This window comes from Azospirillum doebereinerae (genome assembly GCF_003989665.1).
Lineage (GTDB): Bacteria > Pseudomonadota > Alphaproteobacteria > Azospirillales > Azospirillaceae > Azospirillum > Azospirillum doebereinerae.
In genome coordinates, this window is the sequence record NZ_RZIJ01000003.1 from 38,208 (window position 1) to 53,124 (window position 14,917).

The window sequence follows — 14,917 nt, forward strand, 5'->3', positions numbered from 1 at the left end:
CGCCCCGAAGTTGAGCGCTGTGAGCGGCGTGTCGCTCAACACCGCGAACGGGGGTTCCTCCCGCATTCGCGAAGACATCTCGCCGAAGGATCGCGCCGCTTCCTCCAAAGAGATGTCAGACGGTGCGGGGGTGATGCGGCAGATGGGCGATGCGGCCTATGCGTTCGGCCACTTGCAGCGCCTCGACCACGTCGTCGAGCCGGCCCGCGCGCATCAGGTGGTGGGCGTGGGTGTTCAGGGCGGCGACCACCGCGCGTTCGTCGCTGACGCCGCGCGCCGGCTGGCCCTTGGGGTCCAGAACGGTGGCGCCGAGCGCGGCCATCGCCTCGGCGGTCAGGTTGACCGCGTCCAGCAGGGAGGACTCGTCCTCGTCCGCCGCCGACAGCAACGGTTCCAGCAGCTCCGAGAGGAGGTGGGGGGTCATGGCGGTGATCCTCGGCGACATTCCCAGGGCATCCCCTTGAAAGTCCGAACAACAGCCGGGAGGGCCGTTTTGTAGCCACCCCAGCGCGAAGGAACGGCAAATGGGGACCGAACCGCCGCGCGGCAAGCATAGGAACGTGTCAAGTCGCCGGATGGGGGAGGCGCCGCCGGAATCGCCCCGGGGTCAGGCCTCCTGCACCGTCTCGACCTCCGACAGGTCGGACAGGCGGCGGGCGAGCCGGTCGGTGCAGCGGATTTCCAGGATGCCGAAGCCGGCGTTGGGGGCGATGGAGTGCAACTCACCGACCATGCCGTTCTCGCTGGCGAAGCGCTTCACCCGCTCCTGCATGGCGTCCCGTTCCGGACGTCCGGGGCGCAGACCGGGCAGGGGGCGGGTGAAGTGCAGCTTGTAGCGCTTGAAGATCGACGGTGCCACGGGGCGTCCTTTGCGGGATCCGGTTTCCCCGCATGTCGCATGGACGAGGGCATCGGCGCCAGCGCTTCTTGCGGTGCGGTGCCGCGCCGGTCAGCGGGCCTTCTTGGCCGGTTCGACGTTTTCCGCGCCGGCGCGGGTGCCGCCGAAACGGTCGGCGCCCTTGGCGTCGGGGGCGTCCGGCTTCTTGTGGTTGCCGGTGTTCTGCTGGCCGTCGCTGTGCTCGACGCTCTCTTCGGTGTGCGGCTGCTTGGCCATGGGGGATGTCCTTCGTCGTTGAAACGGGGTGGTCCCCCTGACAACGGCCTCGGATCAGGTTGGTTTCCGGAAGAGGATGGTTTTCAGTCGAACGTTCGGCTGGACGGCGGCGGCCGAACGGCGTCAGGTCGCGGCGATGGCGCGCGCCACGGCGATCCATTCCTGCCCGTCCTCGGCGTCGCGCAGGGCGCGCAAGGGGGGCCAGATTCCGAGACGGCTGCCGCGCCGTTCGGCGAAGAAACGGTCAAGATCCTCCGCGTCGGGCAACCGGTCGCCCTTGCGCTGGTTGCAACGGCGGTGGGCCAGAACGACGTTGGACGGTTCGTCCACGCCGCCATAAGCCTGCGGAATCAAGTGGTCGAAGGTGGCCTTGGCGCCCACCGCCTCGCCGCAGTAGAAGCAGCGCCCGCCCTGCAGGACGTCCATCAGCGTGGCGTCGTCCGGCGAGACGGGCATGGCGGGCGCTCCTTATGTAAGGCCGGTCAGGCGTCGTCGCGTTCGACGCTGCCCCACAGATCGTACTCGTCGGCGTGCTCGATGGTGACGTCCACCATGTCGCCCGGCTTGAGGCCGGTCTCGCCGTTCAGGAACACGCTGCCGTCGATCTCCGGCGCGTCGGCGTAGGAGCGGCCGATGGCCCCGTCCTCGTCGACCTCGTCGATCAGCACGCCCAGCGTGTAGCCGACCTTCTGCTGGAGCCGTTCGGCGCTGATGGCTTTCTGGGTCTCCATGAAGCGCTCCCAGCGCTCCTGCTTGACCTCTTCGGGGACGGCGCCGGGGATGTCGTTGGCGACGGCGCCCTCGACCGGCTCGTACTTGAAGCAGCCGACGCGGTCGAGCTGGGCCTCCTTCAGCCAGTCCAGCATGAACTGGAAGTCCTCCTCCGTCTCGCCGGGGAAGCCGGTGATGAAGGTGGAGCGCAGCACCAGATGCGGGCACTCGTCACGCCACTTGCGGATGCGGTCGAGCTGCTTTTCCTGGGCGGCCGGGCGGCGCATCGCCTTCAGCACCTTGGGGGAGGCGTGCTGGAACGGGATGTCGAGGTAGGGCAGGATCTTGCCCTCCGCCATCAGCGGAATGACCTCGTCGACGTGCGGGTAGGGGTAGACGTAGTGCAGGCGGACCCACAGGTCGAAGTTCGCCAGTTCCTTGCACAGGTCGAAGAAGCGGGTGCGGACCGTGCGGTCGTACCACATCTCTTCCTTGAACTTGGTGTCGATGCCGTAGGCGCTGGTGTCCTGCGAGATGACCAGCAGTTCCTTGACGCCGGCGACCGCCAGCTTCTCGGCCTCGCGCAGCACCGAGGTGATGGGGCGGCTGACCAGATCGCCGCGGATCGACGGGATGATGCAGAAGGTGCAGCGGTTGTTGCAGCCCTCGGAAATCTTCAGATAGGCGTAGTGGCGCGGGGTCAGGCGCAGCCCTTCGGGCGGCACCAGATCGGTGAAGGGGTCGTGGCGCGGCGGCAGCGCGTCGTGGACGGCGGTGACCACCTGTTCGTACTGGTGGGGACCGGTGACGGCGAGCACGCCCGGATGGGTCTGCCGGATCACGTCCGGCTCCACGCCCATGCAGCCGGTGACGATGACCCGCCCGTTCTCCTTGATCGCCTCGCCGATGGCGTCCAGCGACTCCTTCTTGGCGCTGTCCAGGAAGCCGCAGGTGTTGACGAGCACCACGTCGGCACCGTCGTAGGAGGCCGAAATCTCGTACCCCTCCGCGCGCAGACGGGTCAGGATGCGCTCGGAATCGACGAGCGCCTTCGGGCAGCCGAGGCTGACGATGCCGACCTTTGGGGCGGACTTTGAAACGGACGTTGCGGTCATCTCGCGCGTATACAGTCCTTTGGGGGAGCAACGCCAGCAAAAACCCGTGGCGGAATGGCGGCCATGCCGCAGGGTGGGGGTGGGGATGCGCGTCGCGCGAAATCGAGGTGCGACAATTCGCAACCGCCGGAAAGCCTCGCGGGGTGTTTCGTTCGTGAGGAAACCCAATTAGAGTGCGGCCAATTCAAAGGGCAATGGAGCCAACGGCCCGGCCCGTCTGACCGTTTTTACATTCGGGTGGCGTTGCATGGAACTGGCGACTTTGCGCAGAAGCGGAACCAATCTTGCGGTTTCCTTGAATTCCGCCCCGCCGGTGTCCATGCCCGTCGCAGCGTCCGCCTCGGCGTCGCCCCAAGCCATCGCCGAGGTGATGATGCACATCGGGCACATCGCCGACAGCCTGGGCTACACGCAGGGATTGAAACCGTCGCAATGGACCGCGCTGCGCTATTTCGCCGGGGCCAACCCCAGCCAGCGCACCGTGTCAGCCTTCGCCGATTTCCACGCCACCACGCGGGGGGCCGCCTCCCAGATGGTCGAGGTCCTGGTCGGCAAGGACCTGCTGGTCCGCATGCCGGTGCCGGAGGACCGCCGCGTCACCCGGCTTCACCCCACTCCCAAGGCGTTGGAACTGCTGCGCCTCGATCCATTGAGCGATTTTGCCGGCATCATCGCGGGGTTGCCGCCAAGCGACCAGTATCATCTGGCGGAAACGCTGACCACGCTTCTGCGCGGTCTTCTGGCGAAGCGCCAGACCGCCTGATCCCGATCGGTTCGCCCATTCAGGCATCGCTGGCGACCGACAGGCTGTCGAAGGGGGTGCTGACGAAGGGATCCCCCTGTCCATGGCCGGCGCGCGCGTGGCCGCGCTCGGTGGCGGCCTGACGGAAATAGCCGACGACGAACACACGCAACGCGTTGGCGAGCGACACGCCCGGCTGGGCGCCACGGCGGCTCTGCTGGTTCATGCGCTCCTGCACGTCGGCGCACAACTCGTCCGGGGTCAGATCCTCCCGGCGGCAAATCTCGTCGAGGCCTTCCCAATAGGACAGCTCAAGCCGGACCTGGACCGCGTGGCCGTCCGGGTGCAACGAACGTGCGACCAAAGATGACACGCTCCGGGTTTGATTGTTGCGCCCCGCCCGCTGCCCTTCGTTCGACATGGCCATGAACCTTCTTGAAACCTGCACGTCTTCCTTGCGCTGTTTCACACTATAGCCTGATTGAATGATGTTTTGGGAACAAAACTTTCGGCAGGTAACCTTTGGGTCAGGACACGCGTTCGGGATCTCCCGCCATGTCCCGGAGGAGGGCGAGGTCGTTGATGACGATGAAGCCCTTGGCGTAGGTCACGATTCCGGTCTTGCGCAGGGCGCCCAGGCTCTTGTTCACCATCTCGCGGGTGACGCCCAGCATGTTCGCCAGCGCCTCCTGCGACAGGGGCTGCGCGATCCGCAGGCCGGACGGCGAGGGCTGCCCGTAGCTGTCGGCCAGCAGCAACAGGCGGCGGGCCAGACGGCGCGGCACGTCGTGGAAGACCGCGTCCTCGATGTTCTCCGACACCCAGCGCAGCCGTTCGCACAGCACGATCATCATGCGGGTGCACAGGCGGGGGTGGCGTTCCAGGAAGGGGATGAAGTCGGCGCGGTCGATCCGGTACAGCTCGGTCGGGCGCAGGGCGACGGCGGCGGCGGTTCGTTCCCGCCCGTCGAGCAGCCCGATCTCGCCCAGGACGTCGCCCGAATCCAGGATGTTCAGGAGCATCGTCTTGCCGTCGGCCGACGAGGTGCGGATGGCGATCTGCCCCTTCAGCACGGCGTAGAGGCAATCGCCCGGATCGCCCTTGTCGAAGATCGTCCGCTCGGCGTCGAACCGCAGCGTGTGGCCCAAGGCAACCAACTCCGCCATCTGGGCGGGATCCAGTTCCCCCAGCAGACGGTTGCGTCGCAGCACCGCCGTCACGTCCGTCTGCACGCTCATCAGCCCATCCCGCAAGCACGCTCTCGTTCCGGGTGGCGCCTGCCACGCGGGACGCGATCAGTGTAGCGGGAAACTTCTCACATAGCGAGTGGGGTCGCCTCGCGCATGGCGCGGTCCCACAGGGCGGTGCGTTCGAAATGGAAACGGGCTTCCGGCACCGCCGCGTCGTGGTCCAGGTGGCGGCGCATCGTCCGCAGCATCCGGCGGGCGTCGTCGCGCTTCTGGTCGAAGCGCCCGGTCGGCAGCCAAGTCTTGAACGCCGACAGTTCGTCCGCCGGCAGGCCGAGGTCGGCGGCCAGACGCAGCGCGCGGCCGTAGCCCCGGTCGCGGTAGGGCAGCTCCTTGGCGATGGATTCCAGCCGGAAACCGGTGTCCCGCGACACCACGCGCTCGGCCACGGCGTCGGCCAGGGTGCGGCGGATGTTGACCATCGCCTCCGACAGGGCGGGGTAGCCGAGTTCGGCCGGACCGTGGACCACGGCGACCTCGTCGTCGTCCTCCAGCCGGCCGTCGCGGTAGGCCTCGAAGATCGCGCCGACGCCGACCATCCCGAAGGGGTGCAGTTCCGCCGCGCGCAGCGCGCCCATGCTCGACGCGCCGAACACCGGAATGCCGGCGTGGAGGGCGAAGAGGATCTCCTTGTGCCAGACCGACGGCACGCTCTCGAAGAAGCCGTCGACGATGCCGATGGCCTTGGGCTTCTCGGCGCAGATCCGGATCACGTCGCCCTGCGCCACCGGCGGCAGAAAGGTGGCGTCCAGTTCCGGGGCGGCCTCGGCGCGGGGCAGGGTGGGGCCGAGAAAAACGAAAACCTCGCTCACGCGGCCTTCTCCATCGTGGGGCCGAGCGCGCGCTGTCCGCGGGCGCCCAGCAGGTAATCGGGGGATTCGTCCAGCCCTTCCAGCCCCGGCACGACCATGCGGACCACGGGGATGCCGAATTCGGGCTTGGTCAGGTCGACCATGACCGCCTCGTCGATGCCGCAGGCGCGCAGGCGCGCCAACTGGTGCTCCAGATCGGCTTCGATGGTCGGGGCGAAGCTGGTCGGGCAGCCGGCGAAGTTGCGCCGCCCTGCCCCGGCGGTGATGCGCGCCTTCCATTGGGCGTGGCGCGCCGGGTCGAGGTGGCGGTCATATTCGGCGCGGGGCATGTCGTCGCGGGCGCCGGCGATGAAGGTCAGGCGGCTCTGCGCCGCCTCGGTCAGGGCGCGGGACAGCGCGATCTCGCGCGCCACATGGCAGCCCATGCCGCTGGCCGGGCGGACCGACTGCTGCGGCAGATCCTCGCGCTCGACGATGCGGCAGAGGAAGGCGGGCAGGCCGAGGTCGCTGGTGATCTCCCAGACGCCGACCTCGACGCCGGCCGCGTCGAAGCGGTCGATCAGCGAGCGGCAGACGGGGTCGTCGACGCTGTCGAGGTCGATGCGGGTGTCCTCCTGCGCGGAAGCCCCGAAGAGGCGCCACAGGGTGGTCGCGTCGCGCTCGATCAGTTCGGTCAGCGCGTGGCTGATCGCCTCGGTCCGGTGGTTGCCCGAGGCGAGCCCGTTGGAACTGGGCAGGAAGCAGCCCTGGCCGGGGGCCATCGCCACGGTGAAATTCAGGTGGACCGTCTCGAACGGCACCCATTTGCGGCCGCCGTTCAGCAGATCCTCGCCCTCGATCCACAGGATGGGGCTGTGCGGGCTGTAGGCGCTGGTCGCCAGACGCGGCAGGCGGCCGACGTCGACCACCGGATGGGTCCAGCGCATTTCCTCGAAGCTGGCGAATTTCAGCGGCAGCGTGATGCGTTCGGCGTGGTAGCTCTCGATCGATTCCATGACGCCCGACGCCTTGGCGGCGGCCAGCGTCACGCCCTTGCCCTGCGACACCGAGATGGAGCGGGAATTGGGCCGCGTGACCATCACCACGGGGATGCCGACGCTGTCGAGCCCGGTCACGTTGGCGACCCGCGTGATGCCCATGATGGGCAGGAACGGGGCGACCCGCGCCAGGGTCTGTTCCGGCGCCATGACCCGGTGGGTGCCGACCGTGTGGGCCTTGACCGCGTCCGCGATGGCGGTCCGGACATCGAGCAGATCGAAGGGCATTGCGGGGCGCTCGGGGTTCGGTTGGAGGAAGCGGGCAAGGTTTCGCCGCGCCGAGGTTCGTGGCCGGCCGGCCGATGGATGGCGCCGACCGCCACGATCCTTGAGCGGACAGTGCCGGTCGCTCAGGCGCCCGGCGTGATGTTCATGCGGCCGGCTTCGTAATCGGCGGTGTCGAAGCCGCTGCGGCTGCCGACGCGGACGTTGGCTTGCGCGGCGGCGGCGCCGGTCTCGGCGATCTCGGACACGCCACGGCCGGTCACGGCGTAGAGACGGCCATCGGCGCCGCGAACCATCGAAGTCTGCGAGATGTTGTTCATCGTGATGAGGCCTTGCTGTCGACGTTGGGAGCGAACGGGATTGTTCGTTTCTGTCGGCCGGATCATTCGATTTCGAAGAGAGGTCGCGCTGTGAAATTCTTCACAGTGCGACCCCACGTGGAAGCGTAGGAATCGCCTTCGCAGCCGCCAGCCGCCAGCCGCCAGCCGCCACGCAGCATTCGGGAAAGGACCGTCGAGATGCAGCCGGAAAAGATGCCGTCGCTGGGGAGAGCCGCCGATCGGTCCATGGCCGTCCTCGACCACGCTCCTTTGGTCGCTTGGCCTCTGGTTGCCGCCCGCACCGTTCCGCTCCGCGACCGGCAGACGCGGCTTCGACTGGAAACCGCCGTATGGGAGGGGCTGGACGCCATCGCGGAACGCGAGGGATGCCCTGTGAAGGAACTCTGCGTCGCATTGGACGCTGACCGGCCGCCGAACGTCACGCTGTCCAGCGCGATCCGCAGCTATGTTCTCGATTATTTCCGGGCGGTCGAACGCGCTTGACCATGCCGGAGCGTCCGGCGGTGGTCGATCAGGCGACCGTGGCGAGGCGCCGGCCGCACGCGTCGATCAGTGGCGCCATGGACAATTGACGGGCGAGCGTTTCCGCTCGCTTCAGAAGCTCCGTCCCGTCGGTCCTGCCAGCCCCCGATGCGGCGGGACGGCGAAGAGTGGCGTCGGCAAGAAAGAAGCCCGCATGCGCCTCGTAGGCCCGCTGCCCGGTGGCGACCGAGGCTTCCAGGGCATGACGGGCGGCGTCGAGAGCCTCGCCGTGCCGACCTGTTGAGTCCAATGCTTTGGCTTGCCAGAGCAAAACAGGCGGCAGGCTGACGCGTGGATGAAAACGCCCATCTTTTCCGGCTTGCCGCCGGAACGTGGCGAAGCTGTCCTCGAACAGCGAGAACCCTTCGGCGTGGCGTTTCTGCATGACCCGCGCGTAGCCGAGTCCTGCCGCGATCAAGGGGTGCCAGAGCGGCGCCCGCGCCGCGCCGCACAGTGACAGGGCTTCCTGAAGAGGGGAAATCGCGCGGTCGATCTCGCCGAGGATGAGGCAGGTCCAGCCGAGATGGGCGTTCGCGAAAATGCGGGAGAAGGCGTGGCCGCTTTCCTCCGCGATCTCCACCGCCCGGATTCCGGCCGCAACCGCCTCGGTTCCCCGGCCGAGTTCGGCAAGGCTGCGAGCGCCGACGCTCCAGGGATGCACGGTGGCCAACGTCGCCAACCCGCAATGGCTGCGCGCGAGCGTGGCGTCGATCAGCGCGCTGCCGGAGTCCAGCGTGTCGAGCGCCCGTTTGAAATAGCCCTTGTCGGCCAGGATGCCGCCCAGGCGAAACAGAAGCTGGACCCGGGTTTCCCGGCTATCAAGCGCTTCCAGCGCGTTCAAGCCCTGAAGGCACAACTCCAGGCCCTCGTCCAACTCGCCATAAGCCCAGCGGAAGGACGCGAGCATCGAGCTGGCGCGTGCCGACCGGATGGAATCACCGGATTCCTCGGCGAGGCTCCGCGCCAGATTGAGAAAATCATGCACGTCGGTGCCGCCGCGCGGCAGCAGCGTGCGGGGCAGCGCGATCAGAAGATCGACTTGGCGCGACGCGTTCCGCCGGGACGCGGCGGTCGCCTGCACCGATTGCAGGGAGTTCCGGTAGTGGCGCGTGGCGTCTTCCAGCTTCGAGCGGGATTCGGCGCGTCGGCCGGCTTTGCGCCCGCAGGCATAAGCCGCCGGCCAGTTCTCGGCCATGAAGGCGTGATGCGCCATCAGGTCGATTCGGTTCGGCAGATCATGGTCGCGCCGCTGGCGCAGCGCCATCAGAAGCCGGCCGTGCAGCCCCTTGCGGTCGGCCTTGGTCTGCGTCGCGTAGGCGACCTCGCGGATCAGCGCGTGGTGAAAGCCGTATTCCAGGTTGGGCAGCAGGCGGGCGCGCAGGATGAAGCCGGCGCGCTCCAGATAGGCCAGTTGCGCTGGCAGCGAGTCGCCCGATGCGGAGGATAGAGCGCGCAGCAGCCCCACGTCGAAGGTCGGCCCGACCACGGCGGCGTGCAGCAGGACCCGGCGCGGCTCGGCTTCCAGCAGGTCGATGCGCGCGGCGAGCAGACCGTGCAGTGAGCGCGGCACAGGGGGCAGCGCCGCCGGGTTGGCGAGGCGGTAGGCGCCGGGCGCGCCGGTGATGGCCCCGCTCCCCTCCAGGGTGCGCAGGATCTCCTCGAGGTAGAGCGGGACGCCCTGGCTCCGCTCGGTCACCTGGGCCTTGAGTTCGGCCAGCGACCAGTCGGAGCCCAGCCAGTAATCCAGGAAGCTCTGGACCTGCCCGGTGTCGAGCGTGTCGAGGTCGATGCGGCGCGCGCCCTGGGGACCGCTCCACCCCTCCGGCGCCGATTCCAGGCGGAGCGCCGGGGGGCGCATGGTGGCGACCAGAAGAAGGCGCGCGCCGCTGCCGCGCAGGGCGGCGGCCAGCGCGTCGAGCAGCCGGACCATCAGGGGGCGCGCCCAATGGGCGTCCTCCACCAGGACCAGCATGGGCCGCCCGTCGAAGCCGCCGCTTGAGGCCAGCTCCAGCACCGCGCCGACCAGCCCGTCGATGGTCAGGCTGAGCCGCTGAGCCGGGTCGAGGCCGGACCACAGCGGGTCCACAGCCGGCAGCCCGAACAGGCCGCGCACCGCGTCGGCGGCCAGCGCGCCGGCCCGCCGCCCGGCCGCGTCGGCGATCCGGGACGGCCCGGCACCCTCGGCCGAGCCGGTCAGCTGGACGGCGAGGCTGAGCGCCACCGCCTCCAGATCGTCGGGGTCGCCCAGCCGGCGGATCGGCATCTGCGGCCAGGGCAGGACGTTCCAGCGCCGGCTGCGCGGGTCGCGGAAGAACTCGCCGACCAGCCGCGACTTGCCGATTCCGGCCTCGCCGCGCAGCAGCAGCAGCGAGGGCGTGCCGGCTTCCGCCTGATCGGCCATGGCGAACAAGGTCGCGGCCTCCGCCACGCGGCCGACGAAGGGCGCGTCGGCCGACAGCAGCAGGTCGGTCGCGGTTCGCCGCACGGCGCGCGCGCCCTCCAGCGTGAAGGCGGGGATCGGCGGGACCCCCTTCGCGAGGGTCAGGCTGCCGACGGGGCGGGCGACGACCCCGACCGGGATCAGGTCGAGCGTGTCGCGGCTGAACTGTGCGGTGTTGGGGTCGGCGCGCTGCTGGAGCTTCGCGGCGGCGTGGACGCATTCGCCGACCATCCGGTAATCGGCCCAGAAGCCACTCTCCACCACATGGGCGACGACCTCGCCCGAACTGATGCCGATGCGGATCTGGAAGTCGGGAAGGTCGGACTCGACGGTGGTCCGGACAATGTCCTGCGCGGCCAGACAGGCGCGCAGGGCATGATCCTCCTTCGCGTCGGGGGCGCCGAACACGGCCATGAAGCCGTCGCCCAGAAGTTGCGCGACCATGCCGCCGTAGCGCGGCACCGCCTGGACCAGGGTTTGCAGAATGGGCAGCAGGATCTGGTCGGCGTCCTCGGGATCGCGGCCGGCGACCAGCGCGGACGAACTCACGATGTCCACGAACATCATGGTCAGCACCTTGCGTTCCGGCGTCTTGGCACGCGCCGGACGCATGGAATCAGGAGGAGGAACGCCCCCGATGCTTCCCATGATCCTCTCCGCCTCCGCCTTCGCCGCCCCCCGGCGGTCGTTGCGTTGACATATTAGAGCATGCATTTCGTCGCTTGTGGATACCCAAGAGACGCATTTGAGATTCTTTTTCGCGTTTGGCTAACCCATACATAATGGAATATGCGGAGCTTCGTTCAAAAAGAAAGCGCCGTGTCTGCACGCGGCGCTTTCTTTCTCAGGGGCTTACAAGAATTTTTTTACCGCGGCCATTACCGGCGGATGGCGATGCCTTCGACCTGCGACACATCGCGCACGGCGCCCCGGTCGGCGCTGGTGGTCAGCGCGGCGTAGGCGCGTAGGGCCGGTGACACGACGCGGTCGCGGGAGACCGGCTTCCAGGCGTCGGCTCCCTTGGCGTTCATCGCGTCTCGGCGGCGCTGCAACTCCTCGTCGGCGACGGCGAGGCGGATGATGCGGTTGGGGATGTCGATCTCGATGCGGTCGCCCTCCTCGACCAGCCCGATGGCGCCGCCGCCCGCCGCTTCCGGCGAGACGTGGCCGATCGACAGGCCGGACGTGCCGCCGGAAAAGCGCCCGTCGGTGACCAGCGCGCAGGCCTTGCCCAGCCCCTTCGACTTCAGGTAGCTGGTCGGGTACAGCATCTCCTGCATGCCGGGGCCGCCGCGCGGACCCTCGTAGCGGATGATGACCACGTCGCCCGCCTTCACCGTGTCGCCGAGGATGGCGGCGACGGCGTCGTCCTGGCTTTCGAACACGCGGGCCGGGCCGGCGAAGACGAGGTTGGAGGCGTCGACCCCCGCCGTCTTCACGATGCAGCCCTTCTCGGCGATGTTGCCGGCCAGCACGGCCAGACCGCCATCCTGGCTGAACGCCTTCTCGGCCTTGCGGATGACGCCGGCCTCGCGGTCGAGGTCCAGCTCCGGCCAGCGGCGCTCCTGGCTGAAGGGCACCACGGTCGGGATGCCGCCGGGGGCCGCCTTGTAGAGGGTGTGGACGGCGGGGTCCTGGGTGCGGGTCACGTCCCAGCGGTCGATGGCGTCGCCCAGCGTCGGGGCGTGGACAGTCGGCGCCGCGCGGTTCAGCAGCCCGGCGCGGTCCAGCTCGCCCAGGATGCCGAAGATGCCGCCGGCGCGGTGCACGTCCTCGATGTGGACGTTGGCGACGGCGGGCGCCACCTTGCAGACGTTGGGGACGCGGCGCGACAGCCGATCGATGTCGTCCATGGTGAAGTCGACCTCGCCCTCCTGCGCGGCGGCCAGGATGTGCAGCACCGTGTTGGTCGAGCCGCCCATGGCGATGTCCAGCGTCATCGCGTTCTCGAAGGCCGCCTTGGTGGCGATGCCGCGCGGCAGGGCCGTGGCGTCCTCCTCCTGGTACCAGCGGCGGCAGAGGTCGACCGCCATGCGGCCGGCGGCCAGGAACAGCTCCTTGCGGTCGGCGTGGGTGGCGAGGATGGTGCCGTTGCCGGGCAACGACAGGCCCAGCGCCTCGGTCAGGCAGTTCATCGAGTTGGCGGTGAACATGCCGGAACACGAGCCGCAGGTCGGGCAGGATCCGCGCTCCATCTCCGCCGCCTCCTCGTCGGACACGGTCGGGTCGGCGGCGGCGACCATGGCGTCGATCAGGTCGACCGCCTTGACCTTGCCGCGCCAGTTGACCTTGCCGGCTTCCATCGGACCGCCGGACACGAAGATCGCCGGAATGTTGAGGCGCATCGCGGCCATCAGCATGCCGGGCGTGATCTTGTCGCAGTTGGAGATGCAGACCAGCGCGTCGGCGCAGTGGGCGTTCGCCATGTATTCGACGGCGTCGGCGATCAGCTCGCGCGACGGCAGGCTGTAGAGCATGCCGCTGTGGCCCATGGCGATGCCGTCGTCCACCGCGATGGTGTTGAACTCCTTGGCGACGCCGCCGGCCTTCTCGATCTCGCGGGCGACCAACTGGCCCAGATCCTTCAGGTGGACGTGGCCGGGGACGAACTGGGTGAAGGAGTTCGCAATGGCGATGATCGGCTTGCCGAAATCACCGTCCTTCATGCCGGTGGCCCGCCACAATCCGCGAGCGCCCGCCATGTTGCGGCCGTGGGTGGAGGTGCGGGAACGGTAGTGCGGCATGGATGTTTCCTCGACTGGTCGCGCGTTTCGCGGATTGGCGAAAGGAATGGATGAAACGGGAGGGCACCTTAGCAATCTCCTGTCGCCGATTCCAGAGCCGCGACACCGGTGTGGGCCTGCCATGCGTGCCGTAACGGTTGCCAATGATAAGCAAGCTTATCATTGTCCATGGAGTGATAAGCGAGCTTATGATTGCACCCGCATGCCGCACCCGTCTCCATCTCCCGCTCCGACTCTTGGTCTGCTTCTGAACGACACGGCTCGCCTGTTGCGTCGCCGCTTCGACCAGCGCGCGCGCCATCTCGGCCTGACCCGTGCCCAGTGGAACGTCATCGCCATGTTGTTCCGCAACGAGGGGATCAACCAAGCCGGTCTCGCCGATCTGCTGGAGGTCGAGCCGATTACGCTGTGCCGCCAGATCGACCGGATGGAGGAGGCCGGCTGGGTCGAGCGCCATCCCGACCCGAACGACCGGCGTGCCCGTCTGCTGCGCCTGACCGGGAAGGCCCACGCCATCCTGGAGCAGGGCCGCGCCGTTGCCGCCGAAGTCTACGCCGAGGCGCTGGCCGGCATGCCCCCGGACGCCGAGGCGCAGCTGGGCGCGCTGCTGGCGCAGGTGCGCAACAATCTGTCCGACCGCCGCCCCGCCGAGAGCGAGGGCACGGATCGGTCCGCGACCGTTTCCTGAGACCGCCATCCCTTCCTGCCGGGACTTGACTCCGATGAGTGCCGTGATCGACCGCGATTCCCCCACCGCCGAAAAATCCACCTCCGCCACGCCCGTCCGCCGCCGACGCTGGCGCCGCTGGCTCCTGATGGCCGCGCTGCCCGTCGCCGTCGCGCTCGGCGGAGGGTACGAGTATGTGGTGGGCGAGCGCTACGTCTCCACCGACAACGCCTACATCCAGCAGGACAAGGTTACGGTCAGCCCGGACGTGTCCGGCCGCGTCGTCGCGGTGGCGGTGCACGAGAACGAGCTGGTGGCGCGCGGCCAGATCCTGTTCCGCATCGACGACGAACCCTACCGTCTGGCCCTGCAACAGGCCGACGCGGCGCTGGCCTCGGCCCGGCTGAAGGTGGAGCAGCTGCGCGCCGACCTGGGCGAGGAGATCGCCAAGCAAGCGACGGCGGCCGAGAACGTCGAGTTCCAGAAGGGCGAGTTCCAGCGCCAGAAGGATCTTCTCAACACCGGCGTCGCCGCGCGGGCCAAATACGATTCCGTGCGCCACGACCTGACCGCCGCCGAGCGCGAGTTGAACACCGCCCAGCAGGCGGTCGTCAGCGCGCGGGCGGCGCTGGGCGGCGACCCGGCCATCCCGACCGACCGCCACCCCTCGGTGCTGGAGGCGATGGCCAAGCGCGCCACGGCGCAGCGTGACCTCGACCACACGGTGGTGCGGGCGCCGGCCGACGGGGTGGTCAGCCAGACCGACCGGCTGCTGATCGGCCAATACATGACGGTGGGGCTGTCGGCGGTCAGCCTCGTGATGAACGGGTCGAGCTGGGTCGAGGCCAACTTCAAGGAGACTGACCTGACCCACATGGAGGTCGGCCAGACCGCGACGGTCGTCATCGATGCCTATTCCGGCCGCACCTTGACCGCGCGGGTCGAGAGCATCGGCGCCGGGACGGGGTCGGAGTTCTCGCTGCTGCCGGCGCAGAACGCCACCGGAAACTGGGTGAAGGTGGTGCAGCGGGTGCCGGTGCGGCTGCGGATCGACCCGTCCGACAACCGCGACGCGCCGGCGGTGCCGCTGCGCACCGGCCTCAGCGCCCAGGTCGACGTCGACACCCACTTCACCCGGCCGCTTCCCGGCCCGATCCGCGGCGCGCTGGCGATGATTCCGTAACCCGTTCCGCAAGACCG

At 68.7% G+C, this 14,917-nt stretch carries 16 protein-coding genes; 4 read left to right on the forward strand and 12 right to left on the reverse strand.

What is annotated here, in order from left to right; all coding sequences use genetic code 11:
- Positions 1–115: 115 nt before the first annotated feature.
- From EJ913_RS05265 to rimO, 5 genes are all read right to left on the reverse strand, one after another.
- A complete protein-coding gene (locus EJ913_RS05265) occupies positions 116–424 on the reverse strand; it encodes a hypothetical protein (protein WP_126995529.1) in 309 nt (102 codons plus the stop codon).
- A 183-nt stretch (positions 425–607) separates the two neighbouring features.
- The gene (locus EJ913_RS05270) at positions 608–859 is read right to left on the reverse strand and encodes a hypothetical protein (protein ID WP_126995531.1); all 252 of its coding nucleotides are present in this window, start codon (positions 857–859) and stop codon (positions 608–610) included.
- Between the two features lie 90 nt (positions 860–949).
- A complete protein-coding gene (locus EJ913_RS31535) occupies positions 950–1,114 on the reverse strand; it encodes a hypothetical protein (RefSeq protein ID WP_185909691.1) in 165 nt (54 codons plus the stop codon).
- Positions 1,115–1,237: 123 nt separating this feature from the next.
- Entirely contained in the window at positions 1,238–1,570 is a 333-nt protein-coding gene (locus EJ913_RS05275) for an HNH endonuclease (RefSeq protein WP_126995533.1), read from the reverse strand.
- A gap of 26 nt (positions 1,571–1,596) precedes the next feature.
- The gene (rimO, locus tag EJ913_RS05280; RefSeq protein WP_126995535.1) at positions 1,597–2,940 is read right to left on the reverse strand and encodes a 30S ribosomal protein S12 methylthiotransferase RimO; all 1,344 of its coding nucleotides are present in this window, start codon (positions 2,938–2,940) and stop codon (positions 1,597–1,599) included.
- Positions 2,941–3,259: 319 nt separating this feature from the next.
- Between rimO and EJ913_RS05285 the strand changes: the two genes are divergently transcribed.
- On the forward strand, positions 3,260–3,703 hold the full coding sequence (locus EJ913_RS05285) for a MarR family winged helix-turn-helix transcriptional regulator (RefSeq protein WP_126995537.1): 444 nt from the start codon (positions 3,260–3,262) through the stop codon (positions 3,701–3,703).
- Between the two features lie 19 nt (positions 3,704–3,722).
- Here EJ913_RS05285 and EJ913_RS05290 read toward each other — a convergent pair whose 3' ends face one another.
- The 5 genes from EJ913_RS05290 to EJ913_RS05310 all read right to left on the reverse strand — a co-directional run bounded on the left by EJ913_RS05290 (position 3,723) and on the right by EJ913_RS05310 (position 7,323).
- The gene (locus EJ913_RS05290; RefSeq protein WP_238520816.1) at positions 3,723–4,046 is read right to left on the reverse strand and encodes a ribbon-helix-helix domain-containing protein; all 324 of its coding nucleotides are present in this window, start codon (positions 4,044–4,046) and stop codon (positions 3,723–3,725) included.
- 163 nt (positions 4,047–4,209) lie between these two features.
- The gene (locus EJ913_RS05295) at positions 4,210–4,920 is read right to left on the reverse strand and encodes a Crp/Fnr family transcriptional regulator (protein ID WP_126995541.1); all 711 of its coding nucleotides are present in this window, start codon (positions 4,918–4,920) and stop codon (positions 4,210–4,212) included.
- Between the two features lie 77 nt (positions 4,921–4,997).
- Positions 4,998–5,741 (reverse strand): TfuA-like protein, encoded by a 744-nt coding sequence (locus tag EJ913_RS05300; protein WP_126995543.1) that lies wholly within the window; start codon positions 5,739–5,741, stop codon positions 4,998–5,000.
- A complete protein-coding gene (locus EJ913_RS05305; protein WP_126995545.1) occupies positions 5,738–7,006 on the reverse strand; it encodes a YcaO-like family protein in 1,269 nt (422 codons plus the stop codon). Before EJ913_RS05305 ends, EJ913_RS05300 begins: the two co-directional genes overlap by 4 nt.
- Positions 7,007–7,128: 122 nt before the next feature.
- Positions 7,129–7,323, reverse strand: coding sequence for a hypothetical protein (locus EJ913_RS05310; RefSeq protein WP_126995547.1), 195 nt, complete (start codon positions 7,321–7,323; stop codon positions 7,129–7,131).
- 198 nt (positions 7,324–7,521) lie between these two features.
- On the opposite strand from EJ913_RS05310, the gene EJ913_RS05315 reads away from it, so the two are divergent.
- Entirely contained in the window at positions 7,522–7,827 is a 306-nt protein-coding gene (locus tag EJ913_RS05315) for a ribbon-helix-helix domain-containing protein (protein ID WP_238520813.1), read from the forward strand.
- A 28-nt stretch (positions 7,828–7,855) separates the two neighbouring features.
- Here EJ913_RS05315 and EJ913_RS05320 read toward each other — a convergent pair whose 3' ends face one another.
- Together EJ913_RS05320 and ilvD are read right to left on the reverse strand one after the other, a co-directional pair.
- A complete protein-coding gene (locus EJ913_RS05320; RefSeq protein WP_126995549.1) occupies positions 7,856–10,954 on the reverse strand; it encodes an ATP-binding protein in 3,099 nt (1,032 codons plus the stop codon).
- Positions 10,955–11,184: 230 nt separating this feature from the next.
- The gene (gene ilvD / locus EJ913_RS05325; RefSeq protein WP_126995551.1) at positions 11,185–13,050 is read right to left on the reverse strand and encodes a dihydroxy-acid dehydratase; all 1,866 of its coding nucleotides are present in this window, start codon (positions 13,048–13,050) and stop codon (positions 11,185–11,187) included.
- A 268-nt stretch (positions 13,051–13,318) separates the two neighbouring features.
- Between ilvD and EJ913_RS05330 the strand changes: the two genes are divergently transcribed.
- Positions 13,319–13,738, forward strand: coding sequence for a MarR family winged helix-turn-helix transcriptional regulator (locus EJ913_RS05330; RefSeq protein WP_244939252.1), 420 nt, complete (start codon positions 13,319–13,321; stop codon positions 13,736–13,738).
- Positions 13,739–13,772: 34 nt separating this feature from the next.
- Positions 13,773–14,900, forward strand: a complete 1,128-nt coding sequence (locus tag EJ913_RS05335; protein WP_126995555.1) for an HlyD family secretion protein — start codon at positions 13,773–13,775, stop codon at positions 14,898–14,900.
- Positions 14,901–14,917 lie beyond the last annotated feature (17 nt).